Genomic DNA, 26,747 nt, shown 5'->3' with positions numbered 1-26,747 from the left:
AGGACTTGTTTGGATTATCCATTCCGTTTTTAAATATCAATACAGTCAAAAGATTGAGTGTATTGATAAATGTGGTTTTTATGGATGTGCCGTTTGCAACATTTCTTTGGCGTGTGCAATCGTTTGTTCAGTCACTTTTAAGCCACCAATCATTCGCGCCAATTCTTGAATGCGATCATCTTCTGCTAAAGCATTTACTTGGGTAAAGGTTGCTTCATCTTTAGTCTGTTTTTGTATATGCAAATGCGTATGACCATGCGATGCCACTTGCGCTAAATGGGTAATAGAAAATATTTGTTTGTTTTTACCCAGCTGTTGCATTTTTTGGCCAACCACTTCGGCAATGCCGCCGCCAATACCTACATCAACCTCATCAAAAATAAGCGTAGGCAGTTGCGCTATTTCAGAGGTTGCTACCTGAATAGCCAAACTAATACGAGATAACTCACCACCCGATGCTACCTTGGCTAGCGGTTGTAATGGCTGGCCTTTGTTTGCGGTTACATTAAAAATAACTTTATCGGTACCATTGGCATTGGGTTGCTCGGCATCACTTAAGGCCACTTCAAATAATCCATTAGGCATGCCCAAGGTTTGCATACCTTCAGTCACAATATTGCTTAGGTTTTTGGCGGCTTTTAGGCGTGATTTTTTAAGAATATTCGCTTGCTCTTGATAATTTTTCCAGGCCTGGTCAAGTGCCAATTTTAAAGCTTCTAACGATGAATCTGATTGTTCTAGTCGTTCTAAGTCTTCTTGAATTTGCTGGTGTTTTTCAACCAGTTGTTCGGCTTCAATATTGTATTTTTTGGCTAAACCAAATAGGGCAGACAAACGGTCTTCTACGTTTTGCAGTTGTAGCGGATCTAAATCAATATTTTCAGCGTGGTGCTGAATTTCAGTTGCCGCTTCTTGCACCTCAATGACACTGCTGTTTAGTTGAGTTATTAAGTTTTCTAAACCTGGGCTAAATTCAATAATAGATTCTAAAGCGTGAATCGCTTGGTTTAAAGAATCCACTGCACCTTGTTCATCTTCAATAACGGTATACGCTTTTTCGCACGCAGATTTAATTTCGTTAGCGTGAGAGAGTTGGCTTTGTTCTTCAGACAAGGTTTCAAATTCATTGGCTTGTGGGTTAATTTCATCAAACTCATTTTTTTGAAAACTCAATAACTCCAACTTGCTTTGGTAGTCGGCTTGCTCTTCTTCAATTTGTTTTAGTTGACGTTTTAAATCTTGCCAAGCTTTAAAGGCTTGCTGTGTTTGGCTAAGATTTTTAGGGTGATTGGCATAAGCATCAAGCAACTCTAATTGCTTGTGACTTGAAAGCAGAGTTTGATGTTCATGTTGACCATGAATATCAATTAAAAAACTGCCTAAGGTTTTAAGCTGATTAGCCGCCACAGGGTAACCATTAATATACGCTTTTGAGCGACCTTCAGAAGTAACGGTTCTGCGTAAATAACACGCCATATCATCGTCTAACTCTTGCTCTTGTAGCCAGTTTTGTATGTGGGGTAATTTTTCAATTTCAAATAGGGCGGTTACATCCGCTTTAGATGTGTTGTGACGAACCAAAGAACTATCAGCACGTTCGCCTAAGGCTAATCCTAACGCGTCTAATAAAATAGATTTACCCGCACCTGTTTCACCCGTTAACGTAGTAAAACCTGTGTTAAATTGCAGTTGAAGTTTTTCAATTAAAGCTAAATTTTGAATAGAGAGTTCTTGCAGCATAATGGCTTTTATTTCATATTAATAAATTTACCAGGCCTGGTAAAAATCAATTTTACCAGGCCTGGTAATTTGCGAGATTGAATTGTATGTTGGTTAACATGCCCAGTATTTTAAAACGAATAAAAAACGTCATAAAAAGTAAAAAAACCTATGAAAGCTTATTACCCCAGTGCAATTTGGCTCTTAATAGCTCAAAGTGGTCATGGCTTTTGGGGTGTAGCAAACGTAGGTAGTGTTCGTTACGTTTAATAACGGTTCGGTGTTTTGGTGAAATCTCATGAGTAATTTGACCATCACAAATAATTTGCGAGTTATTTTCACAGTTTTCATGCGCACGCAATTCCACTGTGCTACTGCTATTAATCACATAAGGGCGTGTGCTCATGGTGTGTGGGTTAATAGAAACTAAAGTTATGGCATCAACTCCTGGGTCTAAAATAGGCCCACCAGCCGACAACGCATAAGCGGTAGAACCTGTTGGGGTAGAGATAATCATACCGTCAGAACGTTGGCTATTTAAAAAACGACCATCCACAAATGTTTCAAATTCAATCATGCGTGGTGAGTCGGTTTTATGAATCACGACATCATTAATGGCACGTTCTTGAAACACCAATTTATCTTCTTCATAAACGCTGACTTGCAAAACATTGCGTAGCTCTTCTTGATAAACCCCTTCAAGTACCTCTTGCATGGTTTCAATCATATTGTCTGGGGAAATATCCGTTAAAAAACCTAAACGACCCAAGTTAATACCTAAAATAGGCACATCATTATCTGTAATACAACGCGCTACATCTAAAAAAGTACCATCACCACCCACCATAATGGCTAGGTCAATTTTACTTTTTAATTCTTCGCGTTCTAACATCTGCACAGAATCATGTTTAGGAAACTTTTTGCAAGAAGGTTTATCTAAATAAACCGTGCATGATTTTGATTCTAAAAAATCAATAAGGGTTTGAATGTGTTTCCAACATTGATTGCCTTTGTATTTACCAAATATTCCGATTGATTGAAACATATTTTTTAACTCGTATGTCATCTCAGCAAGGCTTAAGATGTAATTAAATAATCTCTAAATATTACTTTAAAAACTTGAATAACTGCGTGTTGTTCATATAATTTAGCAGTCTACCCTAAAGAGCCTTGTAATGCTAAACGACCGTTCACAATTATTATTTAAAAACCTCATGGGATTATACCTTAACGACGGTAAGCCGGTAGGGTCAACTACGCTTGCTAAATTACCCGATATTGGCTTGAGTTCAGCAACGGTTCGTAATGTAATGGCAGACCTAGAAAAAATGGGCCTAATTCACGCACCACATACCTCAGCTGGGCGCGTGCCTACTGATAATGGTTACCGATTTTTTCTCGATTCTATACTTACCTATGAGCCACTTTCGCAACAAAAACAAGCCTCTATTCGTAATGAGTTATCGGTGGGGTTAAATCAAGATGCCTTACTTGAAAGTGCCTCAAAAGTCTTGTCTGGCATTACAGGGATGACTAGCTTGGTGTTAATGCCAAATAAACAGCAAGAGATTCTTAAACACATAGACTTTATTCAACTCGGTGCAAATCGTGTGTTAGTGGTATTGGTGTTTAACGATAATGATGTACAAAACCGCATTATTGAACTAGAAAAGCCCGTGAGTAGTGATGAACTTCAGCAAACCGCAAACTATTTAAATGAACACTGTTTAGGCAAAAACCTAGCCGAAGCCAAACAATTTTTAATGTCTAGAATGGATACGATTCGTTCTACCACCAATGACTTTATGAGCTCGATTGTGCAAGCCACCGACTTTGTTTTAGAAAGTCAGTTGGCACAAAAAATGCCGTTTTTAGTCTCAGGTAAAACCAATTTATTAAACTACCAAGAGCTCGCCAGTTCAGAAAAGTTAAAAGCACTCTTTAACTCGTTTGAACAACATAATGAAATGGTTTCATTGTTAGATAAAAGCATGCAAGCTCAAGGCGTACAAGTGTTTGTAGGCCACGAATGCGGTAACGAAATATACCAAGACTGCAGTATTATCACCACACCCTATGAAGTAGAAGGCGAAATTCTAGGCGTGCTAGGTGTAGTAGGCCCAAGCCGAATGAACTACCAAAGAGTCGTACCTAGAGTTGATATGACCGCAAAAATATTAGGTTCACTTCTTAAAAAGTAATTTCACTACTTCTCTCTTTAAACTTCATTTAATAAGTAATTAAACTTAATTTATTTCCCTTTTTACGGTAATCGTTTAAGATGATATTCATCACAAACGAGTGCCGTAAAACTATGTCTATTTCTGTTATTCAAAATTATTTATCCCTGTTTGCTCAAATGCTTTTGCGGGGTTTAAAATTCAGCCCTGTTTTGCAAAGGGTTCATTATGTTTAAAGATCCGTTTTTAAAGTGGGGTGGTATTTTTGCCGTGGTGTTTGTGGTCGGGTATCTGACTGAAGACATTATTATGACCAATATCCTTGGTTACTATCACTGTTCTCAAGACCCCAACCCAAAAACATTCATTAAAAAAACCGTGGAGTACCCAGAGAGTATTTACTGGGAAGATAATGTGTATCCTGGTTTTAATGAAGAAGACCGCAAGTTAATGATTATGAATTATCTCGATGGCAAACATTTAAAAGCCATGGCTTTAAATGGGGATGAAGGCAAAGTTTATATATATAAAGCCATAAATGCAGAGGCATTAAGTCGCAATGCGGAACTCGCTGAAATGAATAAAGCATACCTCAAGAAAATAACCAGTACAGAAAACAAAACCTTAAAAGAGTCGTTGATTAAAGAAAATAGGGCTGTTCTAGCAGAGAAAAAAGATTTGCTAAATAACTATGTTCAAAAAGTAGTTGATAACGCTGTTATTTATACTTCAAAAGAAACCATGCCACAAATGAATTACACCGTGAATTTTCAGCCAGTCAATTTAGGCGAACTTTCAAGTAAGTACCTTTATTCAGATAAAGTCACTATTACCGATAACCACACTCAAGAAGTGATTGCCTATAACCAACGAATTATGCATTTCTTTTATAAATTATTTCCAGATATTTCTCAGGGAAATATATATTTTTATCCTCACCCAATATGTGGTGATGAACGTTCTTGGTATGAGAGAAATGTTTTTGTGTTCAAACGTATTCGAAGTGTGCCAAATCACACTTTAAGCATAAATAAAAAAGCTTATTTAGAGCATTATCAAGGGAGAAGGTAATAATGGATTCAAGCATAGAAAAAATATCTCTAAAAAAGGGGACGCTACCCAATGCCATTAAGTTAAGCTGTAAGTCGTTGTTTTATAGGCATGATTTATACTCAATTGGCAGTTCTAATTTCTCTTTACTTCTCAAAGTCCTATTGAATTTTCGACCTTTTCTAATGGCCGTTACTGATAATGCTATCTTATTAATTAGCCTTCGAAGTTCTTTATCTAATTTACGAGTTGGTCCGTGAGCCAAAAAAATAAACCTGACTAGTGAGTGTTTCATTTTAGAAACCGTCTGTGCAAAATTAACTCGATATTTGAGTTTGCGTTTTTTATCTTTTCGGTTCACTTTTTTCTGTGCTACCCAGCTGTGTATTTCTGTTAGATTAGCTGCTAAGATTTTGGCAAAAAAATCCTGTCTGATTGACAACGCAGTCTTGCCTGAAAAGTTGGTAATTTCTAGCCATTGTTTTAATCGCTTATAGTTTTCTTCAATGCCCCAACGTAAAAAATAAAGATGTTTAAAGCAACTCGTTGGATAATGTCTTTCATCCATTAAATTGGTGATTAATACCTCAACCTCTGAGTCTAGGTCTACCCGAATTAAACGCAGTGTAATAGGGGCAGCATCCAATTCATTTTGTTGACATTGATTGGCAGAGTATTTTGAGGGCTTAAGCGTGACCACTTGTTGTTTAGCACCGCTCTTTACAAAAGCTTGAGCGATCTTGAGTTGGTTTACCTTTACTCTTGCACAAAACTTTCTATTGCATTGTTGATGATAAGCATAAATAGGGAAGCCACCATAGCCTCGGTCATATAACACTAAATCTTTGTTGGTTGAGTAATGAAGGTGTTCAATTGCGCAAGTTCTCTCTGATGTATGAATCGATTCAATGGTTGAATCGATCACTACGCGGTTTAAAACATCATAAAATACAGAACAAAGTGCCATAGGGCAGCCCTCGGTTGAATTCTGTCCTTTATGTACGCCAAAATTATCGACTATATTTTTTGATTTGGGTAGTCGCATCATAGAGCCATCAATGGCTGCTAATCGAAACCCTTTCCAATGCTTTAAACGTTTAGATTCAGCATAAACATGATTGACCAAGTGGTTGTTTAACGTTTTGAAGGTCAATGAGCATAACTGACTTCTTGCCTGAGTTAAAGCAGACTGCGAAGGTAATCGGCGAGAAGAACTAGACTGAACATGTTCAAAGAACTGATTGAGTTCTGTTTGCCCTGTTTGTTTTCTAAAATTGAGTAGAAAAAGAACTAAACTGGAAAAATCTAAGCTGCGATTTCGAGTGAAAGCAGTTTTGGATAGACGGTGTTGTTTTATGAAAGAAGGTCTAGATAAAATATTATTAATAAGGGTATAAGTGTTTTTAAATGAAGTTTAAAGATGACATTTGTTAATTCCTTTTCTATAACCAAAATGTAAGCTTTATCTTAACATAATCAATGCGTTACAGCTTAACTTAATGGCATTGGGACGCTACCCAATGCCATTAAGTTAAGCTGTAAGTCGTTGTTTTATAGGCATGATTTATACTCAATTGGCAGTTCTAATTTCTCTTTACTTCTCAAAGTCCTATTGAATTTTCGACCTTTTCTAATGGCCGTTACTGATAATGCTATCTTATTAATTAGCCTTCGAAGTTCTTTATCTAATTTACGAGTTGGTCCGTGAGCCAAAAAAATAAACCTGACTAGTGAGTGTTTCATTTTAGAAACCGTCTGTGCAAAATTAACTCGATATTTGAGTTTGCGTTTTTTATCTTTTCGGTTCACTTTTTTCTGTGCTACCCAGCTGTGTATTTCTGTTAGATTAGCTGCTAAGATTTTGGCAAAAAAATCCTGTCTGATTGACAACGCAGTCTTGCCTGAAAAGTTGGTAATTTCTAGCCATTGTTTTAATCGCTTATAGTTTTCTTCAATGCCCCAACGTAAAAAATAAAGATGTTTAAAGCAACTCGTTGGATAATGTCTTTCATCCATTAAATTGGTGATTAATACCTCAACCTCTGAGTCTAGGTCTACCCGAATTAAACGCAGTGTAATAGGGGCAGCATCCAATTCATTTTGTTGACATTGATTGGCAGAGTATTTTGAGGGCTTAAGCGTGACCACTTGTTGTTTAGCACCGCTCTTTACAAAAGCTTGAGCGATCTTGAGTTGGTTTACCTTTACTCTTGCACAAAACTTTCTATTGCATTGTTGATGATAAGCATAAATAGGGAAGCCACCATAGCCTCGGTCATATAACACTAAATCTTTGTTGGTTGAGTAATGAAGGTGTTCAATTGCGCAAGTTCTCTCTGATGTATGAATCGATTCAATGGTTGAATCGATCACTACGCGGTTTAAAACATCATAAAATACAGAACAAAGTGCCATAGGGCAGCCCTCGGTTGAATTCTGTCCTTTATGTACGCCAAAATTATCGACTATATTTTTTGATTTGGGTAGTCGCATCATAGAGCCATCAATGGCTGCTAATCGAAACCCTTTCCAATGCTTTAAACGTTTAGATTCAGCATAAACATGATTGACCAAGTGGTTGTTTAACGTTTTGAAGGTCAATGAGCATAACTGACTTCTTGCCTGAGTTAAAGCAGACTGCGAAGGTAATCGGCGAGAAGAACTAGACTGAACATGTTCAAAGAACTGATTGAGTTCTGTTTGCCCTGTTTGTTTTCTAAAATTGAGTAGAAAAAGAACTAAACTGGAAAAATCTAAGCTGCGATTTCGAGTGAAAGCAGTTTTGGATAGACGGTGTTGTTTTATGAAAGAAGGTCTAGATAAAATATTATTAATAAGGGTATAAGTGTTTTTAAATGAAGTTTAAAGATGACATTTGTTAATTCCTTTTCTATAACCAAAATGTAAGCTTTATCTTAACATAATCAATGCGTTACAGCTTAACTTAATGGCATTGGGACGCTACCCTTTTAATCGAAAATTAAAGAGGTTTAAGAATGACAAAGTATAAATCAATCGAGTCTGATGGTATGGACACGCCCATCATACAAAACGGCTTTACGAATGCATTGAGCCAGTATGATAAAGGTGTAATCTCAAACAAAGGAGCGTGCCCATGACTAAAGATATTACTACTATTGGTGTTGATATTGCAAAACATACCTTTCATTTAGTCTTTGCTAATCAACAAGGTAAACCGATTCAGCGTAAGCAATTGAATCGGTCAAAATTTAAAGAACTCATCCAAACTCATGAGATAACAACATTTGTTCTTGAAGCCTGTGGCACCAGTCATTATTGGGCTCGGACCATTCAACAGGCAGGCCACGAGGTAAAGCTCATTAACCCTGCCTTTGTAAAACCGTTTGTGATGTCCAATAAGAATGACTTTAATGACGCGACTGCCATTATCGTGGCCGCAAACCAACCCACTATGCGTTATGTCTCACCAAAATCCACCGAACAGCAAGATGTTCTGATGCTCCATCGCGTTCGTGAACGTATGGTCAATCAGAAAACCGCACTCATCAACCAAATTCGAGGGTTATTGGCCGAATTCGGCATTGTGATTAAAGGTGGTGCTAAAAGTTTGATGGCCGAACTGCCTTTTACCTTGGAAGATCCTGAAAATGGTTTATCTCCTTTAGCAAGGGAGCAGTTTTATCTGCTTTATCAGGAGTTAAAACAAGCGGATCAACGTCTTAGTGAACAAAGTGCAAAAATTGAACGTTTAGCACAGCAAGATCCGGTGGCATCTAAATTACAAAAACTGCCTGGGGTGGGCTTTTTAACGGCTTCAGCCATTGCGGCTTCTGTCGGTGATCCTCTGGAGTTTAAAAACGGTCGCCAATTTTCTGCATGGCTAGGTCTCGTTCCAAAACAAAACTCCACAGGGGGCAAAAATGTCTTGCTTAGTATAAGCAAACGAGGTGATGGTTATTTAAGGCGGCTGTTAGTTCAAGGCGCATTAACTGCGATTGCTCGAAGTAAAGGCAATGATAACCAAGTCACTTGGGCCAAAAAGTTACGGCAAGCCAAATGTATTCAAGTAGCCGCGGTTGCCCTAGCGAATAAGACAGCAAGAATTATGTGGTCATTAATGGCACACAATAAAGAGTACCAAGTGATGTAGTTAAACTCTGTTACTAGACTACTTCACTTTAACAACTTACCTTGAAAAGCAAAGCTCATGGTAAAACGGGTTAATCCCACCTTGGCAAGGCCTGAATTTGGGGTCTGAGACATAGGTCTCGTGAGTCTGATGAGGAGCCAAGGTGCGGATAACATGATGGCTAGCCGGGTGCCTTAAGCCCGACACTTAAGAGCCGAATATACGACCGCTTAACTCGCTTTTAACCCTAGCCGGCGAAGCTGCGCAAAAAGGTAACTAGTGAATTTAAAATGCTGAAAAATGCATTAATGGAATTTTATTGCTTGAAATCTAGGGCGTGTCCATATATGACCCTATCGATAAAATTGTTTTTTTGCGTACAGTTGTAGCGAGTTGCTTTTATTGATGCAAGTTACTACACTTTGGGTATTTAAAACTTAAAGGAGAGTAGTATGGCAACGGCAAGCGTACGCTTAGACCAATCATTGGTTGAAAAGGCGAATATTTGGGGTAAGGCTCATCACCGTACCGCTCCTAAACAAATTGAATATTGGGCTAAAATTGGCGAGATTATGGAAGATAATCCAGACCTGCCTTTTTCTTTTGTGCAACAGGCTTTATTGGCTCAAGCCGAGCGTGAAGCAGGCAAGTTAGAGCCTTTTGATTTAGATGACTGAGTTGCAGTTGTTACAAACGCCCTGTTTTAAAAAGGCTTTTAAAAAACTGCACGCTAACCAGCAGTCTGAAGTCAAAGAGGCGATTCGTCATTTGTTGCTAAACCCAGAAGCAGGTGAGCAGAAAAAGGGTGATTTGCGTTTTTTGAGAGTTTATAAATTTAAGATGGTTGGCCAGTTAACTTTGCTTGGTTATGCCTATGAGCAAGAACGTCTCGTTTTGGAATTATTGGCACTTGGAAGTCAAGAAAACGTTTACCGTGATGTAAAGCAATCCTAAATAGTTTTGAAAAATAATTTTTCTTGCTTATTCATACACACAAATCAAGTAAAACTTACCACACCCCGAAAGGGGTTATAAAGGCCTGGTAAATTGTTTTTAACTCTTATTGTTAAACTGGTTTTAGTAGGTTATTGATACAAACTTGATTACGTCCCGCCTTTTTTGCGGCGTATAGAGAGTGGTCTGCGGCTTTAAATAGGGTTTGGTAGTTTAGCTCTATCTCTTCTGGGTTTTGATTGATGTTTTCAAGTAGCTCCACCAGTTGTAAAGCCACTTTTTTATCATGACAAGCTAGCCCAATAGAGCAAGTAGTCGTGAGACCTAGCGGTTGAGCTTCTGCGACTTGTTGGCGTATGGTTTCTGCTCGTTGTAGGACTTTTTGTTGATTTTGGTCTTTAATAATCATGACAAACTCATCACCGCCATAGCGGGCAATAATGTCGTTTGCATGGCCATTATTTTTTAGAATTGAAGCAACGGTTTTAAGTATGGTGTCGCCTGCAGTGTGTCCCTTTATGTCGTTTATTTCTTTGAACTGGTCAATATCTAATAACATTAAGGCAATCGCTTCGTTTTGAGAGATTGCTGATTTGACGAGTTTTTCGCCATACTCATCTAAAAAATGGCGGTTATTAATGCCGGTTAGCGAGTCTATATTTACTTTTTGGTAAAGTGCGGCTTGTTCTTCTATGAGTTCATCACGAGCTCGTTTGCCCATAATTAGGTTGATGGCTCGTGCTAAAAAGTCGGTTTCATTAAAGGGTTTGGCAATAAAGTCGCCTGCACCGTGTTTAAGAACATACACTTGGCGTAATAGGTCATTCCATCCAGATACGGCCAAAATAGGGATGTCGCGAATGCGTTCATTGCCTTGACGAATTAGGTTAATAAGACCAATACCACTCACTTCGCCTTCTAAAACCAAGTCTGTGACTACGATATCAAACGATTTTTGTGTGTTATCTAACAGTTTGGCGGCTTCTTCACCACTTTTAACGTGCGTTACTTTCCAGCCGGCTGATTGCATAATGTGGCTAGTAAAGTCGGCGGTGCTTTGGGTGTCTTCTACATAGAGAACATGAGCGGATATATTTAGTGTGGCATACAGCATTAAACTATGCAGAGCACGTTTTAGGGTTGGAAAATCAGATTTAATAAACACTTCGGTAAAGCCGGCATTGTAGGCTTGGCGTTTAAAGTTGGGCGAATTATTTGAAGTGAGCAAAAATTTAGGTGTGTTGTTTAAGTTTAAGTTGGACTTTAATTCATTTAAAAACTTAAAACTATCCATGTCTCCCAGTTCATGGGCTACGCATATGGCCGATGGTTTGTGTTTTTTTAAATAGGTTAAGCCATCGCTACCAGTACAGGCCTCGGCGATTTTTGTATCTTCATTACTAAGGGTGAGCTTGATAATATTACGATAACTGTTAGATGGGTCGACAATGAGTATATTCATAGAATGAGAAATGGCTTTGTAAAAAGCCTGTTATTTTAAGGCTAAATGCGTGTCTCAACAAGGATGATATTACGTAGAAGCTTGTGTAACAAAGGCCAAATGACTGAAAATATTGCGGATTTGGTTATGTTGACTGCTTTTTTAGCCCAACAGACAATATAGATATTTGGTTTTTACCAGGCCTGGTAAATCTTAAAATGATGATTTTAAAAGTCGCAAAGTAGGCTTTTCTTTGAAAAGGTCTCTATTAAAACGCCATGATTTTGTCATATTCCCAAAATGATATGGTTAAAAAAATGATTATACTAATGACTATATTAAAGCCTTTGCAGAAGAAGCGGGCATAGATGTAAAGCTTAAGTTTTAAACCTTTAGCCAAAAAACCTTAATAGCGAGAATATAAATAACACAGGTATAAGTAGCAAGATATTAATTCTGTTTTTGTTATCTTGGTTGAATCTCTTTTTAGTCATTTTTACTCGTTTAAGTTCTTGTACAAAGCTCTCTAAGTTCATCAAAATTTTTATAGCAAGGATGTATTCATCAATGGCTAATCCCACCCCATTACAAGATAAAGCGCAAACTCTTGAGTTGGATCGCTGGCTTAAAAATCAAGCAAAAAGGGTTAAAAAACCTCTCAATATTGCTGTTATTTTAGGCAGTTTTAATGGTTTCTTTTTAATTGCACAGTGCTGGCTGTTAGCGCAGGTGCTTAATGCCACAGCTATCGAACATCAATCTATTATGGCGGTTTGGGGTTATTTAGTAGGCATGGTGGGGTTATTTGGGGTGCGTGCCTTGCTTACCTATGGTAATCAACGATTTACTTTTGAAGCGGCTGCCCGTTTACGTACCTATCTTAGAGCTCAGTTGTTTAAACACATGCATGACTTAGGGCCTGCTTGGAGCCGAGAACAACGCTCTGGTGCTCGTGCCACTGAATTGGTGGATGGAGTTGAAGCACTTGAAAAGTATTTCAGTCTGTATTTGCCACAAAAACAATTGGCTATCATTATTCCTGCGGCCATTTTGGTATTTGTTTTTCCATTTGATTGGGTATCTGGGCTTATTTTAGCCATTACCGCGCCGTTATTACCTGTCTTTATGATTATTATTGGTAGCCAAACAGAAAAATTGAACCGTAGCCAATGGCGTAGCCTGACTCGAATGGGAGCTCACTTTTTTGACATGATTGAGGGGCTTACGACGCTTAAGCTTTTTAATGCGGCGCAAACCGAGGCGCGGTTTATTGGTCAGATAGCGGAGGATTACCGCCTGCAAACTATGAAAGTATTGCGTGTTGCTTTTCTTTCTTCAATGGTGCTGGAGTTTCTGGCGGCTATTAGCATTGCCATGGTGGCGGTTTATGTAGGGTTTCGGTTGATGTATGGTGATATTCACTATCTTAATGGTATTTTTGTGCTGTTATTAGCGCCAGAGTTTTATTTGCCTTTGCGTAGTATGGGCACGCAATTTCATGCTCGAATGGATGCTTTAGGTGCGGTTGAACCCATTATTAAACTGCTTAATACACCTGTTCCATCTCAGCAAGATGGTCAAGTGAAACTGACTTTACAACACGCACCAGAGATTCGTTTTACTAACCTAAAGTTTGCTTACCCTAAACGAGATGCGGTTATTCGGGGGCTTAATCTTAACTTGCCTGCTGGCAGTCGCACAGCCTTAATAGGGCATAGCGGAGCAGGCAAATCAACTTTAGGGCAGTTATTGCTAGGCTTTTTAAGCCCATCGCAAGGCGAAATCTTAATTGATAAAACGCCGCTATCCCAAATCAGCTCTAGCAGTTGGAATAAGCAGGTAGCCTGGTTGCCACAAGACCCTACGTTATTTCATGGCACACTTGAAGAAAACATCGCTTTATCACCTCACTTGCAAGGGCATGAAGAGGCGTTAGTCCAAGCTGCAGAAGCGGCATACGCTTTGGAATTTATTAATCGCTTACCACTCGGGTTTAAAACCGTAGTAGGAGATAGGGGGCAAGGTCTTTCAGGAGGGCAGATTCAACGTATTGCTTTGGCGCGTGCTTTTTATAAGGATGCTCCCGTTGTGATTCTTGATGAACCTTCAGCCAGTTTAGACCCACACAGTGAACAACTTATTACACAAGCGATTGCCAAATTGTCCGTAGGTCGAACCTTGCTCATTATTGCGCACCGACTGACCACCATTGAGCAAAGTGATCAAATCGTGGTGCTTGATAAGGGTGGCATTATCGAGCAAGGCACCCATGAATCATTAATGGCTTTACAAGGCGCTTACGCTAAACGCTATCATCAGTATCGCAGGGCAGGATTATGAATCATCAAAAAGATGTGCATGAGCTACGCTGGCTTTTTAAAATGAGCCGTGCCTATTTAGGTTGGATGGCGGCGGGTGTGTTACTGGCCACTACCGTTATTTTGGCCAATGTGGCATTGCTAGCTGTTTCGGGTTGGTTTATTACGGCGATGGCCATTAGTGGTTTGACGGCTACGGCCATTAATTATTTTACCCCCGCAGCCGCCATTCGTGGTTTGGCTATTTTACGAACAGTGAGTAGATATTTAGAGCGTTTGGTCACCCATGAAGCGACTTTTAGATTACTGGCCGAGTTACGACAATGGTTTTTTGAGCAATTAGAACCTTTAGCGCCTGCTCGACTTCAGTATTATCAAGGGGGAGATTTATTAAGTCGTATTCGTGCTGATATTGATACCTTAGAGAATGCTTATTTACGAATTTTAACGCCTACTTTAGCCGCACTATTGGCCAGCTTTTTAATGGTTGTCTTTTTGTTATTTTGGAACCCAGCCATTGCCTTGGTTAACCTTATAGGCTTGTTGGTGGTTGGGTTTATGTTACCCATAGCCGCGCTGTATCTTGGAATGAATAGTGGACAAGAAATGGTAGAAGCCAAGGCCGCTTTGCGCCAAAGAACCAGTGAAACGGTACGTGGTTTAGCTGAAATCACGCTTTATGGTGAACCACAACAACGCATCGAAATGATTCAAACAGAAAACAGCGCCTTGGTAGAACCCCAAAGACAGCAAAATCGTATTGATTCAACCAGTACCGCTTTGACAGGGCTGTTTAGCCAGTTAACGTGGTTGGGCATGATTGTGATTGCCATTACTTTGGTGCAGAGTGGTCAGATTGATGGTCCCGAGTTGGTCATGTTGGCCTTTTTTGGTATGGCCAGTTTTGAAGCGGTTGCCGCACTGCCTGTGGCTTTTCGTGCAATGGGGGAAACCCGAAGTGCCGCACGCCGTATTTTACAATTAGTTAACGCCAAACCAGCCGTTACCGAGCCGCTTGAGCCTTGTGCGATACCTACAACATTTGATATACGATTCGATTCGGTCAGCTTTGCTTATGTAGAAGATAAGTCTGAAGCTTTGCATAATGTAAGTTTTCAAGTGGCACAAGGTCAAAAGCTCGCCATTCGTGGGGCAAGCGGTTCGGGTAAAACCAGTTTGACCCAATTGCTACTCAAATTTTGGCAAGCAGATACCGGTAAAATTACAATTGGCAATACCAATTTAGATGACCTGAATGGTGACATGGTTCGTAAACTTTGTGCGGTGGTTTCTCAACAAGTTCATCTATTTAATACCACCGTTGCCGCCAATTTATATTTGGCTAATCCTAATGCAACCCATGAACAATTATTAGAAGCGTGCCGTGCTGCGGCTATTCTTGATGATATTTTGGCTTTGCCAGAAGGGTTTGATACCGAGGTAGGCGAAGCGGCAACGCGTTTATCTGGCGGGCAAATTAGGCGTATTGGTATTGCCAGAGCTTTGCTTAAAGACGCACCTATTGTTATTTTGGATGAGCCTACAGAAGGGTTGGATGCTGAGACAGAACAGCAAGTAACGCAAGCTTTGGCAAGACTTTTGCAGGGCAGAACCGCCATTATTATTACCCATCGTCCACAGTTGCTAACCTTGGCTGATCATAGTTTTGTTATGAATCAAGGGCAAATTATTCCAGACTAGCACGGCAAAATTTACTGGTATTTTGTCGTGAGAGAAAAAATTGTTTTGCTGAAGTTTATATAAAGATTAAAGATTCTGAACATAGATTGACTTTGTCTCTTCAAACCATCATAGCTTTGTTTAATTATATTAGAATCCCCTTATTAAGTCCTTTGCTCGAGACGACTGCATGGTCGTGAGATTAAAAAAGTTAAAATTTCTCGCAACGCGGCGAAAAATATCTCCTTCTTTTTCTCTTTCTAGCCGTCTACTCGTGTAAAGGTCTTACATCATATTTACTCCTTTAAACTCATGGAGAAACACAGTGACAGACCCCACCTTAATGACTGACCTTGCGAGACTTGATTTCGGATGGATCACCACAATGCACATTATTTATCCACCGCTGACCATTGGTTTAGCCGCTTTTTTATTTTTTAGTGAATGGCGTTGGCTTAAAACCGATAGTGACGAATGGTATCGACTGACGCGCTTTTTTGAAAAACTCTTTATTATTAATTTTGGTGCAGGTGTCGCCACAGGCATTACGATGGAAATGTCTTTTGGGATTTTATTTAGTCCTTTCTCACAGGCGGCAGGTCCATTTTTTGGCAATATCTTGGGTTATGAAACCATTACCGCCTTTATGTATGAAGCAGGCTTTATTGGTTTGATGATTTTTGGTTGGGGCAAAATTAGTAAGAAAATGCACTTGTTTGCCACTTTTAATGTGGCATTTGCTTCTATGTTATCGGCCATGTGGATTTTAGATGCCAATTCATGGATGCAAACACCAACAGGTACACACCTAGAAAACGGTATATTTTTGGTAGATAACTGGACTCAGGCCATTTTTAACCCGAACTTTTTAACGGCCTTTCCGCACATGCTGATTGCTTGTTTAGAAGTTGGGTTATTCTTTGTAGCAGGTGTTTCAGCGTGGATGATTTACAAAAAACGTCATTCTAATCTGTTTATACGCACACTCACGGCTTCTATTATGGCGTTAGTTATTGTTGCGCCTTTGCAAGTTTATATGGGTGATGTGCTTGGGCAAACAGTGGCTAAACACGACCCAGCCGCCTTGGCCGCAATGGAAGGGCATTGGCATACACTTAATAAAGACGGTTCACCAAATACCAGCTGGAATTTAGTGGCTTGGCCAAATGAAGAAAAAGCCACTAATGATTTTAAGATTGCCATTCCACATGTATTAAGTTTGCTTGAAGACCATGAATGGGTCAGTACGGTAATGGGGTTAGATCAAGTTGATAAGGCTGACCGCCCACCCGTTTTAGTGCCATTTTACGCTTTCCGTATTATGGTCGCCGCTGGAATGTTTTTAATGCTAGTGGCTTTTTGGGCACTTTACTTACGTTATCGTGGCGAGTTTTCCGCCACAAAATTGCAGAATCATCCTTGGTTTTTACGCACCGTTATTTTTAGTGCCATTTTGCCCTATATTGCTATTTGGACAGGTTGGTGGACACGAGAGATCGCGCGTCAGCCTTGGATTATTCATGGCTTAATGCGCACATCCGAGGGGGCGAGCCAAATGAGCATTACCGCAGAGATTGTTTGGTTTATTGGTTTTGTTCTTTTTGATCTCATCGTTTGGTTTGGGGCTTGGTACTTCTTTGTTAAAGTCGTTCGTAAAGGGCCGGATATGGAAGCAGAGGTCATTCACGGTGTTATGCCTGAAACATTACATCTTGGTGATATGCCAAACAAAGAAATGCCAGAAGGTAAGCCTTTGTTTGTAAGACCTACTCTTTAAATGATAAGGAGACCTTTGTTTATGATTTGTATAAAGGTCTCATTCGGAGAAAAAATATGCAGCATATTATGAGTATGACTCATCCAGAGCAATGGGTGACACTGGTTTGGTGGATTTTAATTGGTTTGTTTGTGGTCGTTTACATTATTCTTGACGGTTCAGATTTGGGAGCAGGTATCTACTCTTTATTTCATTCTGACAGTGAAGAAAAGGGCGCTATTATGGCTTCTATGGCGGGTACTTGGGATGCAAATGAAACCTGGTTAGTGGTAGTTGGTGGCGCGCTTTTTGGAACATTTCCAATGGCTTATGGCGCACTTTTTCATTATTTAATGATTCCGCTGATGTTTGTACTTTGGGGAATTATTATACGAGCGGTCTCTTTAGAGTTTCACCACTACTCAAAACGCAGTAGAGTGTTTTGGGATTGGGGCTTTGGTATTGGTAGTTTAATGGTGGCCTTTTTTGCAGGAGTGTCTTTAGGCGCTTTTTTACAAGGGTTTCCAACCACGGGTACCACAATCGTTAACTTTTCAGGTGGCGCTTTAGATTTTTTAACACCTTTTAGCGCGTGGACTGGAGTAACAGCAACCATTGCCGCTTCGTTAGCGGGAGGCGTGTATCTTAGAGCACGTTTTGATAGAGAAAGTACTATTTATCATAAAGCTTTAGTCTGGACAAATGTGATGTTTTACCTCTCTCTCGTTGCCATTCTAAGCACCGTAATCTGGACATTTATTCAGTTTTCATGGGCAAGAGATAAATGGATTGGGCCTTATTGGTGGGCTTATGTACTTTCGGGTGCTGTGGTGTTGTATGCCGTATGGGCCATGCGCCGTGCATCGCATCAAAAAAAGGATGTTAAAGCCATGCTTTGGTTAGGCGTAATTGTCTTTATTAATTTTGTCATTATGATGATTACACTCTTCCCTTGGTTTGTACCAGGTACTATGACCATTTACGATGCTGCAAGCCCTTCAAATGACTCAGGTGCTTTTACTTACGTTATGCTCGGTTTTGTGCCGGTTATGCTTTCTTATAACTTTTACCAGGCCTGGGTATTTCGTGCTCGACTTAATAAATTGGCAGGGTATAACAGTTAAACGGTTTATTAGTTAAACGGCTTATTAGTTAAACAAATTATGACAGACTGAAGTTAATGAATACTTTTTTATCCTCATCTCCAACCATAAAAGCGTTATGGCGTTTACGCGCCATGGCACTTTTTTTTATTGGGCCTGTTGCCGGGGTCGTCCTTGTTCAGTTAATCTTTGGATTACCTAAAATATTATGGTGGTCAGCAGGAGGGATGGGGTTATTTATGTTCTCGATTTTTTTAATATTGGTGTTAAAAGAGCGAGCAATAATCATAAAGCAAACCTTTTAAGCAGAGGTTAAGGTCACGCAAAAGAGCTTATCAATATCAAAAGTAAACAGAAATGCCTAGAGAGTTGCTACGTAACTTGGCATGAGGCGTTTATGATGATTGGTTTGTTAACCCTGATTTGGCATGATTGGTATTTGTAAATCATGAAATTTTTACGGTAATCTAAAGCAATATGAATACTTGAGATTCATTACTTCTCTTTGACATTTACCAGGCCTGGTAAATTCTTTTAAAAAAAATCCTTCTTTGGCTTGAATTACTCAAAGCTATCCCTTATAAAACCCCCGACTAGATATTTACTGGAGATAACCATGTCTGAAAAAGAGCAAAAAATGAATGATGACGTTAATGCAGAAACTGTAGAAAATCAAACCGCAGAAGAAGCGGCTCAACAGGCTGAAGAAGCTTTAGATAATGCACAAGAAGCGGTTCAGGAAGATATTGCAGCTTTATTAGAAGAAGCAAAAGCAGAAGCGGAAAAGCATAAAGATTTGGCCTTACGTGTTCAAGCGGATATGGAAAATTTACGCCGTCGTACTCGTCTTGATGTAGAAAGCGCACATAAATATGCATTAGAAAAGTTTGTTAATGCGTTATTGCCAGCTATGGATTCTATGGAGATGGGGATTGATGCGGCTTCTAAAGAAGAAGCAACCATTGAAAGTATTCGTGAAGGTCTAGATATGACTTTTAAGCAAATGCTAGATGTATTACAAGAGTTTAGTGTTGAGCGTGTCAACCCAACGGGTGAAAAATTTGACCCAACTTTGCATGAGGCATTAACCATGATTCCGTCACCTGACCATGAAAGCAACACGGTTGTGGATACGATTCAAAAAGGGTACACATTAAATGAACGATTAGTGCGTGCAGCACGCGTGATTGTGGCTCAGTAACACTTTTTATGTGAACGGATTTGTTTGTGTTTAGAAAAAATGATTAGAAAACACAACAAAAACACAAAAAAAGTGGTTTTTAGACTTGAAAGCTTGTTTAACAACCTTATATACAAGTCAACTAAGTAAAACAAACATATTTAATTAAAAGTATTAACTTAAATTTTCAGGGTATTAAACGCTTTAACTAAGCTACCAGGCCTGGTAAATCTTAAGTTTGCAATTTGGAGAAAATCAAATGGCTAAAATTATTGGTATCGATTTAGGAACCACCAACTCATGTGTTGCGGTTATGGAAGGCAAAGAAGTTAAAGTTATTCCAAACGCAGAAGGCGTACGTACAACACCATCTATTGTTGGTTATACAGCAGACGGTGAAGTATTAGTAGGTGATTCAGCAAAACGTCAAGCGGTAACAAACCCAGAAAATACACTATTTGCAATCAAGCGTTTAATTGGTCGTCGTGCCGATGATGCGGTTGTACAAAAAGATAAAGACATGGTTCCTTATGCGATTGTGGCTGCAGATAACGGCGATGCATGGGTTGAAGTAGCAGGTAAAAAACTGTCTCCACAAGAAGTATCTGCTCGTACTCTTATGAAAATGAAGAAAACGGCAGAAGATTACCTAGGTCACGAAGTGACTGAAGCGGTAGTAACAGTGCCTGCTTACTTTAACGATGCGCAACGTCAAGCGACTAAAGATGCAGGTAAAATCGCTGGTTTAGAAGTAAAACGTATTATTAACGAACCAACCGCAGCAGCACTTGCTTATGGTATGGATAAAGCGACTGGCGACAGCAAAATTGCTGTTTACGATTTAGGTGGTGGTACCTTTGATATCTCTATCATTGAAGTAGCAGACCTTGATGGTGAAAAACAAGTAGAAGTTCTTTCTACCAATGGTGACACTTTCTTAGGTGGTGAAGACTTTGATAACGTAATTGTTGACTACATTGCTGAAGAATTCAAAAAAGACCAAAACGTTGATCTTAAACTAGATAAGTTGGCTTTACAGCGTGTTCGTGAAGCAGCAGAAAAAGCAAAAATTGAGCTTTCTTCTCGTGAGCAAACTGACATTAACTTACCTTACGTTACTGCAGATGCAACAGGGCCAAAACACTTAAACATGAAAATCACTCGTGCTAAGTTTGAATCTTTAATTGAAGGCCTAGTTAAGCGTTCTATTGAGCCTTGCAAAATGGCACTTAAAGATGCAGGTCTTTCAGCGTCTGAAATTGACGATGTTATTTTGGTTGGTGGTTCAACTCGTGTACCAATGGTACAAGCAGCGGTTAAAGAGTTCTTTGGTAAAGAGCCACGTAAAGATGTAAACCCTGATGAAGCCGTAGCAATGGGTGCAGCGATTCAAGGTGGTGTACTTTCTGGTGATGTTAATGATGTACTTCTATTAGACGTTACTCCTCTATCTCTAGGTATTGAGACTATGGGTGGTGTAATGACTAAGTTGATTGAGAAGAACACAACAATCCCAACACGTAAGTCACAAGTATTCTCTACTGCAGAAGATAACCAAAATGCGGTAACGATTCACGTAGTTCAAGGTGAACGTGAAATGGCTTCTGGTAACAAATCATTAGGTCAATTTAACCTAGATGAAATTCCAGCAGCGCCACGTGGTACACCACAAATTGAAGTAACGTTTGATATTGATGCCAACGGTATTTTAAATGTATCGGCTAAAGACAAAAACTCTGGTAAAGAGCAACACATCACAATTCAAGCCTCTTCTGGTTTAAGTGATGCGGAAGTTGAAGCCATGGTTAAAGATGCTGAAGCGCACGCTGAAGAAGATGCAAAAATGAAAGAACTTGTTGAAGCTCGTAACCAAGCAGACGCTATGGTTCACGCAACCAATAAAATGGTAGCAGACGCTGGTGATGCCGTTGATGCAGCTGAAAAAGAAGCCGTAGAAACAGCAATCAAAGCAGTAGAAGAAGCCATTAAAGGTTCTGATAAAGCAGCGATTGAAGAGTCAGTGGCCAAACTAGGTGAAGCAAGTCAATCAATTGCTCAAAAAGCACAAGCTAAACAGCAAGATGGTGGTGAAGCAGCTCAAGAGCAAGGTTCAGCAGACAATGCAGATGACGATATCGTAGATGCAGAGTTTGAAGAAGTGAATGACGATAAAAAGTAATTCTTAGAGCTAACCACGAAGGCACGAAGGCACGAAGTTTTGATGAATTTAATTTTAAATTTATCAAAATGGAAAGGTCTTCGTGCTTTTCTATTTAAACAGTTAGTTTGTATCCGAAAACAATCTTAAAAACTTCGTGACTTCGTGTCTTCGTGGTTAAAAGTTTTTTGATATTAATTAGATTAAAGAATAAAACGAGAAATCGATGAGTAAAACCTGTTACTACGAAATCCTATCCGTTTCAAAAACGGCTTCTGAAGGTGAAATTAAAAAAGCCTATCGCAAAATGGCAATGAAATATCACCCTGACCGTAACCCTGATGATGCCGAAGCAGAAAATAAATTTAAAGAAGCCGCAGAAGCTTATGAAGTGTTGTCAGATGCACAAAAGCGTGCAACTTATGATCAGTTTGGTCATGCCGGTTTAGAAGGTGGTCACGGTGGTGGCGGCTTTGGCGGCGGCGGTGGTTTTGGTGACGCGTTTGGCGATATCTTTGGCGATATTTTTGGTGGCGGTTTTGGTGGGCAAAGAGGTCCGCAACCTGGCCAAGATTTACAGTATGAGTTAGAAGTTTCTTTAGAAGATGCGGTAGCAGGTACAACCGTTGATATTCGCATTCCAACCAAAGATGTTTGCGATGCTTGTGATGGAACAGGCGCTGAACCAGGTAGTGATGTAGAAACTTGCCCAACCTGTCATGGTGCGGGCCAAGTACGTATGCAACAAGGTTTCTTTGCGGTGAATCGTACTTGTCCTAGCTGTCATGGTTCAGGTAAATTAATTAAAACGCCGTGTAAAAAATGCCGTGGTGAAGGCTATACACATGACAATAAAACCTTGTCAGTTAAGATTCCAGCAGGTGTCGATACGGGCGATCGTATTCGTCTTCAAGGTGAAGGTGAAGCGGGTGAGCCAGGTGCACCACGTGGTGATTTATATGTGCGTATTCGTGTTAAAAAACACGCTATATTTGAACGTGATGGCAATACTTTATATTGTGAATTGCCAATCAGTTTTGCCACAGCGGCATTGGGTGGATCGGTTGACGTACCTACTTTAGGCGGCAGTGCCAGCTTAAAAGTGCCGGCTGGTACTCAGTCTGGCCAACGTTTTAAATTGGCTGGTAAAGGGGTTAAGTCGGTTAGAACTTCACATATTGGTGATATGATTGTGTTAGTGAATATTGAAACTCCCGTTAAATTGACGGCACGTCAAAAAGAATTATTACAAGAATTTGATGAGAGTTTGCAAGGTAAACATCACAAACAACATAGTCCTCAAACGCATAGTTTTTTTGATTCCGTTAAATCATTCTTTACTGGTGATGACGACGATTCAAAATCAAAAAAAGACAAAGATGAACCTTGGAACTAATTAAACGCTGATTCACGCTAGAAATACAAAAGGAAACAAAACATGAGAGTAGCCATTATTGGAGCTTCAGGACGCATGGGGAAAAACCTAATTGATGCGGTAAATCAAACGCAAGGTTTAACCGTGAGTGCCGCGATTGAACGCCCTGAAAGTTCATTAATTGGTGCTGATGCTGGTGAACTAGCTGGTGTGGGTAAACTTGGTGTTGCCATTGTGGGTGATATTGAAAAGGTAGTGGATGACTTTGATGTTTTAATCGATTTCACTACACCAGCTACCACCGTACATAATTTAGATGTCTGTGTGGATCACAATAAAAAGATTGTGATTGGTACAACGGGTTTTGATGATGCTGGTTTGGCGGCTATTGATAAGGCAGCAGAAAGCATTGCCGTTATTTTTGCGGCTAACTTTAGTGTGGGGGTTAACTTGTGTTTAAAACTGTTAAAACAAGCGGCTGAAGTGCTTAACGAAGGTTACGATATTGAAGTGATTGAAGGGCATCACCGCCATAAAGTCGATGCGCCATCGGGTACCGCATTACGTATGGGTGAAGTGGTTGCCGATACCTTAGGGCGTGATTTAAAAGAGTGTGCAGTTTATGGACGAGAAGGCATTACTGGCGCACGTGACCCAAATACCATTGGTTTTGCTACCATTCGTGCAGGTGATATTGTTGGTGACCATACCGTATTATTTGCTACCGAAGGCGAGCGTGTAGAAATTACTCATAAAGCTTCTAGTCGTATGACATTTGCAAATGGTGCGGCTCGTTCTTGTAATTGGATATCTAATAAAGATAAAGGCTTATTTGATATGCAAGATGTCTTAAATTTAAGATAATTTATTACATTTTTAGATAATTAATTAAGTTTTATTATTACCGCTAATTACCATTGTTTATGGTCAATACAGGCACTCAATTAGATTAATTGAGTGCCTTTTTATTTTATGATTGGATTAATTTACCAGGCCTGGTAAAGTGGGAAAAGTGAAATATAAATGAGTTATGAAAAATTGAGGTATTAGAACTTATGTCTAAAAAATCTAAGATACAAAGTGATGAAGAACTAGATAAAAAAGCCGCTTTAAAAACAGCAGAAAAAATTGAGAGAAAATTAGCTGAACAAGCTCAAAAAGCGGAAAAAAAGTTAGCTAAAAAAGCGACTAAAGACGCAAAAAAAGAAGCTGAGAAATCAGAGAAAAAAGCGGATAAAGAAGCGTTAAAAAAAGAAGCGAAAAAAGAGTCAGACAAAGAAGTTAAAAAATCGAAAAAAGACAAGAAAAAGAAAAAAGACAAAAAAGATAAGAAGTCTAAGAAAAAATAATTTTAAATAATACGTTTGATATTTTTCGAAACAATAAAAACCTACTCAGTATATTTATTATTGGGTAGGTTTTTTTATGGGTGTATTTTTTTAAATTTATTCTGCTTTATCAGGCACAAATTTTAATACATTGCCATTAATGCAGTAGCGTTTATAAGTTGGGGCTGGGCCATCGTCAAATACGTGGCCAAGGTGAATCCCTGAACTCGCACTTCTTACTTCTACACGGTGCATTCCGTGGCTGTTGTCTTCCACTTCTGTTATTGCGCCTTCAACTGGGTTAAAAAAGCTTGGCCAACCTGTGCCGCTTTTAAATTTAGTATCACTTCTAAACAGTTTTGCACCTGTAATCGGGTCAACAAAATAGCCAGGTCGGGTTTCATCTAAATGTGATCCGGTAAAAGCTCTTTCTGTACCATCCTCAAAGGCAATTTGGCGTTGTTCTGGCGTTAATAGTCTGAAACCTAACCATTTCCAAAAACGGGCTTTATCACCGTTATAACCTGTAAAACGCGATACTTCTTTACCGTTTTCAAATAAGACGATGGTTGGTGTTGCAAACAGCGCTTTTTCTAATGTCCAACCTTGTGGCGGGTTTGGGTTTAGGGTGGCGATGATAGGGACTTCTGATTTCCAAGTGCTTAAAACATCTTGGGTAAATTTTTTGCAGTATGGGCAGTCTTCTGCTTCAAAAACAATCAGTTGCTGTTTTTTATTTACATCCCTTGTAGAAAGTTGCGGGTGCTGTTTTGTGGTTGATCCTGGATAGGCAACCCCTGTACCACCTAATCCACAATAGCTATTAGGGTTCTTTTTAAGGTAGTCTTGATGATATTCTTCTGCAGGAATATAGTTAACCAATGGGGCAATTTCAGTGGTGATTTTTGAAAAACCAGCTTTTGTTAAAGCTTGTTGATAAACCGCCTCTGTTTCTTCGGCTAGATTTTTTTCAGCATCGGTTTGGTAGTAAATAACACTGCGGTAATTTGTACCTACATCGTTACCTTGGCGATTTCCTTGGGTAGGGTTATGGCTTTCCCAAAATTTAATTAAAATGGTTTTTAAATCAACCATTTCAGGGTTGTAAGTGACTTTAATCACTTCAGCATGATTTCGTTCATGGCTTAAGCCCATTTGAATTTTTTGCTCTAATCCAAGTACGTCTTTATAGCCGGCTTTTTTAGCGTCACCACCAGCGTAACCGCTTTGCACATCAATAACGCCTGGTATTTCTGACATGCGTTTTTCGGCACCCCAAAAACAGCCCATGCCTAATACAATAGACTGGCTGTCGATATTGGTGACTTCCATATCATTTTTATTGCTCATGTCAGGCTCCTTGGCGCAGCTTTGTAGGCTTAATGTTAAGGGTATTATAAAGGCTATTAGCCATTTAGTTAGCTGAGTTATTTTATAGGGTCTCGCTTTCATAATAGGCTTCCTTTGTTATTACGTTTTATTTGTTGTTCTTAACTAATACAGACAGTGTAATCTAAATAAACTTTCTTACAATGACGTTATATTCATGCTTTGTTCATGATTGAATGGTTGGTATAGTAAAAGCCACTAAGCGTGACTTTGTGTTTTTAATGCCAAGGGTAATAAATAGAGTATTTAGTGCCTTAATATTTAGTTTCAATTGATAGAATGCTTGCAAGAGATAAATAATGAGTGGTTTTTGTGTTGCTGGTAAATAATAAAATATGGACTAAACAGAGCCGTTTTAATCAGGCATTTTTAATGCTGATAGGGTTAATGGTTCTTTTTTTAAACGGGTGCTCGAGTTCGCCAAGTAAGTCTTCTTATTCATTTAAAGCGGCTAAGCCGGTTAATTTGTCAGATTCTAGTAAAGTAAAAAGTTTAATTTTATCTCAATATAAATTATGGAAAGGCACGCCTTATGAGTATGGCGGTGTTGATTTTAACGGGGTTGACTGTTCTGCCTTTGTACAAAATACCTATCGTTCTAAACTTGGGTATACGATTCCAAGAACAACTCGTACCCAAATAAAGTTGGGAAAACGAGTGTTAAAAAGGCATTTAAAAGTTGGCGACATTGTTTTTTTTAAAACAGGCAGAAACTCTTTGCACAACGGTATTTATATTGGAAAATCCCAATTTGTACATGCCTCAACCAGTAAAGGGGTGACTATTTCTAACTTAAATAACGTGTATTGGAGAAAAACGTATTATCTCTCTAAACGTATAAGGTAATCATCTGGGTGTTTTACTCTATTATCAAATAACGTTTGATAGCTTATCTAATTTGCAATTTACCAGGCCTGGTAAAAACGTAAAAACAAATTTATTTTATAAATAAAAGTCGTGTAATACGGATTACTTGTTGTGATCTACTTCGTTTTAAATCATAAC

Annotated in this window: 22 protein-coding genes; 16 read left to right on the top strand and 6 right to left on the bottom strand. The window is 39.2% G+C overall.

What is annotated here, in order from left to right; translation table 11 throughout:
- Positions 1-78 precede the first annotated feature (78 nt).
- Together recN and ACYQ0E_RS08540 are read right to left on the bottom strand one after the other, a co-directional pair.
- Positions 79-1,740: a DNA repair protein RecN gene (gene recN, locus ACYQ0E_RS08545; RefSeq protein WP_460187811.1), complete on the bottom strand. Its 1,662-nt coding sequence runs from the start codon at positions 1,738-1,740 to the stop codon at positions 79-81.
- 148 nt (positions 1,741-1,888) lie between these two features.
- Positions 1,889-2,764: an NAD(+) kinase gene (locus ACYQ0E_RS08540; RefSeq protein ID WP_460187810.1), complete on the bottom strand. Its 876-nt coding sequence runs from the start codon at positions 2,762-2,764 to the stop codon at positions 1,889-1,891.
- Positions 2,765-2,894: 130 nt separating this feature from the next.
- Between ACYQ0E_RS08540 and hrcA the strand changes: the two genes are divergently transcribed.
- Positions 2,895-3,920, top strand: coding sequence for a heat-inducible transcriptional repressor HrcA (gene hrcA / locus ACYQ0E_RS08535; RefSeq protein WP_460187809.1), 1,026 nt, complete (start codon positions 2,895-2,897; stop codon positions 3,918-3,920).
- A gap of 207 nt (positions 3,921-4,127) precedes the next feature.
- Complete coding sequence (locus ACYQ0E_RS08530; RefSeq protein ID WP_460187808.1) at positions 4,128-4,970, top strand: hypothetical protein; 843 nt, start codon at positions 4,128-4,130, stop codon at positions 4,968-4,970.
- A gap of 82 nt (positions 4,971-5,052) precedes the next feature.
- Here the strand turns inward: ACYQ0E_RS08530 and ACYQ0E_RS08525 are convergent, their stop codons facing one another.
- Both ACYQ0E_RS08525 and ACYQ0E_RS08520 read right to left on the bottom strand, forming a co-directional pair.
- A complete protein-coding gene (locus tag ACYQ0E_RS08525) occupies positions 5,053-6,327 on the bottom strand; it encodes an IS4 family transposase (RefSeq protein WP_460188687.1) in 1,275 nt (424 codons plus the stop codon).
- Positions 6,328-6,500: 173 nt separating this feature from the next.
- On the bottom strand, positions 6,501-7,775 hold the full coding sequence (locus ACYQ0E_RS08520; RefSeq protein WP_460188687.1) for an IS4 family transposase: 1,275 nt from the start codon (positions 7,773-7,775) through the stop codon (positions 6,501-6,503).
- 289 nt (positions 7,776-8,064) lie between these two features.
- On the opposite strand from ACYQ0E_RS08520, the gene ACYQ0E_RS08515 reads away from it, so the two are divergent.
- The 3 genes from ACYQ0E_RS08515 (at position 8,065) to ACYQ0E_RS08505 (ending at position 10,014) form a co-directional block, all read left to right on the top strand.
- Positions 8,065-9,081 (top strand): IS110 family RNA-guided transposase, encoded by a 1,017-nt coding sequence (locus ACYQ0E_RS08515; protein ID WP_460186738.1) that lies wholly within the window; start codon positions 8,065-8,067, stop codon positions 9,079-9,081.
- Between the two features lie 431 nt (positions 9,082-9,512).
- Positions 9,513-9,737: a TA system antitoxin ParD family protein gene (locus ACYQ0E_RS08510; protein WP_460187807.1), complete on the top strand. Its 225-nt coding sequence runs from the start codon at positions 9,513-9,515 to the stop codon at positions 9,735-9,737.
- Positions 9,730-10,014: a type II toxin-antitoxin system RelE/ParE family toxin gene (locus ACYQ0E_RS08505; protein WP_460187806.1), complete on the top strand. Its 285-nt coding sequence runs from the start codon at positions 9,730-9,732 to the stop codon at positions 10,012-10,014. The genes ACYQ0E_RS08510 and ACYQ0E_RS08505 overlap by 8 nt, the downstream gene beginning before the upstream one ends.
- Positions 10,015-10,126: 112 nt before the next feature.
- On the opposite strand, the gene ACYQ0E_RS08500 is transcribed toward ACYQ0E_RS08505, so the two are convergent.
- The gene (locus tag ACYQ0E_RS08500) at positions 10,127-11,476 is read right to left on the bottom strand and encodes a diguanylate cyclase (RefSeq protein ID WP_460187805.1); all 1,350 of its coding nucleotides are present in this window, start codon (positions 11,474-11,476) and stop codon (positions 10,127-10,129) included.
- A gap of 546 nt (positions 11,477-12,022) precedes the next feature.
- Between ACYQ0E_RS08500 and cydD the strand changes: the two genes are divergently transcribed.
- From cydD to ACYQ0E_RS08450, 10 genes are all read left to right on the top strand, one after another.
- The gene (gene cydD / locus ACYQ0E_RS08495; protein WP_460187804.1) at positions 12,023-13,795 is read left to right on the top strand and encodes a thiol reductant ABC exporter subunit CydD; all 1,773 of its coding nucleotides are present in this window, start codon (positions 12,023-12,025) and stop codon (positions 13,793-13,795) included.
- Positions 13,792-15,474: a thiol reductant ABC exporter subunit CydC gene (gene cydC, locus ACYQ0E_RS08490; RefSeq protein WP_460187803.1), complete on the top strand. Its 1,683-nt coding sequence runs from the start codon at positions 13,792-13,794 to the stop codon at positions 15,472-15,474. The genes cydD and cydC overlap by 4 nt, the downstream gene beginning before the upstream one ends.
- 304 nt (positions 15,475-15,778) lie before the next feature.
- A complete protein-coding gene (locus ACYQ0E_RS08485) occupies positions 15,779-17,230 on the top strand; it encodes a cytochrome ubiquinol oxidase subunit I (protein WP_460187802.1) in 1,452 nt (483 codons plus the stop codon).
- A 56-nt stretch (positions 17,231-17,286) separates the two neighbouring features.
- Positions 17,287-18,333, top strand: coding sequence for a cytochrome d ubiquinol oxidase subunit II (locus ACYQ0E_RS08480; protein ID WP_460187801.1), 1,047 nt, complete (start codon positions 17,287-17,289; stop codon positions 18,331-18,333).
- A 56-nt stretch (positions 18,334-18,389) separates the two neighbouring features.
- Positions 18,390-18,617 (top strand): hypothetical protein, encoded by a 228-nt coding sequence (locus ACYQ0E_RS08475; RefSeq protein ID WP_460187800.1) that lies wholly within the window; start codon positions 18,390-18,392, stop codon positions 18,615-18,617.
- Positions 18,618-18,928: 311 nt separating this feature from the next.
- Entirely contained in the window at positions 18,929-19,513 is a 585-nt protein-coding gene (gene grpE, locus ACYQ0E_RS08470; RefSeq protein WP_460187799.1) for a nucleotide exchange factor GrpE, read from the top strand.
- Between the two features lie 238 nt (positions 19,514-19,751).
- The gene (dnaK, locus tag ACYQ0E_RS08465; RefSeq protein WP_460187798.1) at positions 19,752-21,671 is read left to right on the top strand and encodes a molecular chaperone DnaK; all 1,920 of its coding nucleotides are present in this window, start codon (positions 19,752-19,754) and stop codon (positions 21,669-21,671) included.
- Between the two features lie 205 nt (positions 21,672-21,876).
- Complete coding sequence (dnaJ, locus tag ACYQ0E_RS08460) at positions 21,877-23,046, top strand: molecular chaperone DnaJ (protein WP_460187797.1); 1,170 nt, start codon at positions 21,877-21,879, stop codon at positions 23,044-23,046.
- Positions 23,047-23,088: 42 nt separating this feature from the next.
- On the top strand, positions 23,089-23,889 hold the full coding sequence (gene dapB, locus ACYQ0E_RS08455) for a 4-hydroxy-tetrahydrodipicolinate reductase (protein WP_460187796.1): 801 nt from the start codon (positions 23,089-23,091) through the stop codon (positions 23,887-23,889).
- Positions 23,890-24,080: 191 nt separating this feature from the next.
- Positions 24,081-24,374: a hypothetical protein gene (locus tag ACYQ0E_RS08450; protein WP_460187795.1), complete on the top strand. Its 294-nt coding sequence runs from the start codon at positions 24,081-24,083 to the stop codon at positions 24,372-24,374.
- A gap of 96 nt (positions 24,375-24,470) precedes the next feature.
- On the opposite strand, the gene msrA is transcribed toward ACYQ0E_RS08450, so the two are convergent.
- On the bottom strand, positions 24,471-25,703 hold the full coding sequence (msrA, locus tag ACYQ0E_RS08445; RefSeq protein WP_460187794.1) for a peptide-methionine (S)-S-oxide reductase MsrA: 1,233 nt from the start codon (positions 25,701-25,703) through the stop codon (positions 24,471-24,473).
- 504 nt (positions 25,704-26,207) lie between these two features.
- On the opposite strand from msrA, the gene ACYQ0E_RS08440 reads away from it, so the two are divergent.
- Positions 26,208-26,588, top strand: coding sequence for an NlpC/P60 family protein (locus ACYQ0E_RS08440; RefSeq protein ID WP_460187793.1), 381 nt, complete (start codon positions 26,208-26,210; stop codon positions 26,586-26,588).
- The last annotated feature ends 159 nt before the right edge of the window (positions 26,589-26,747 follow it).

This window comes from Thiomicrorhabdus hydrogeniphila (assembly GCF_054656895.1).
Note: the sequence above shows the minus strand (reverse complement) of the source record. Positions and strands in the feature narration are given on the sequence as shown.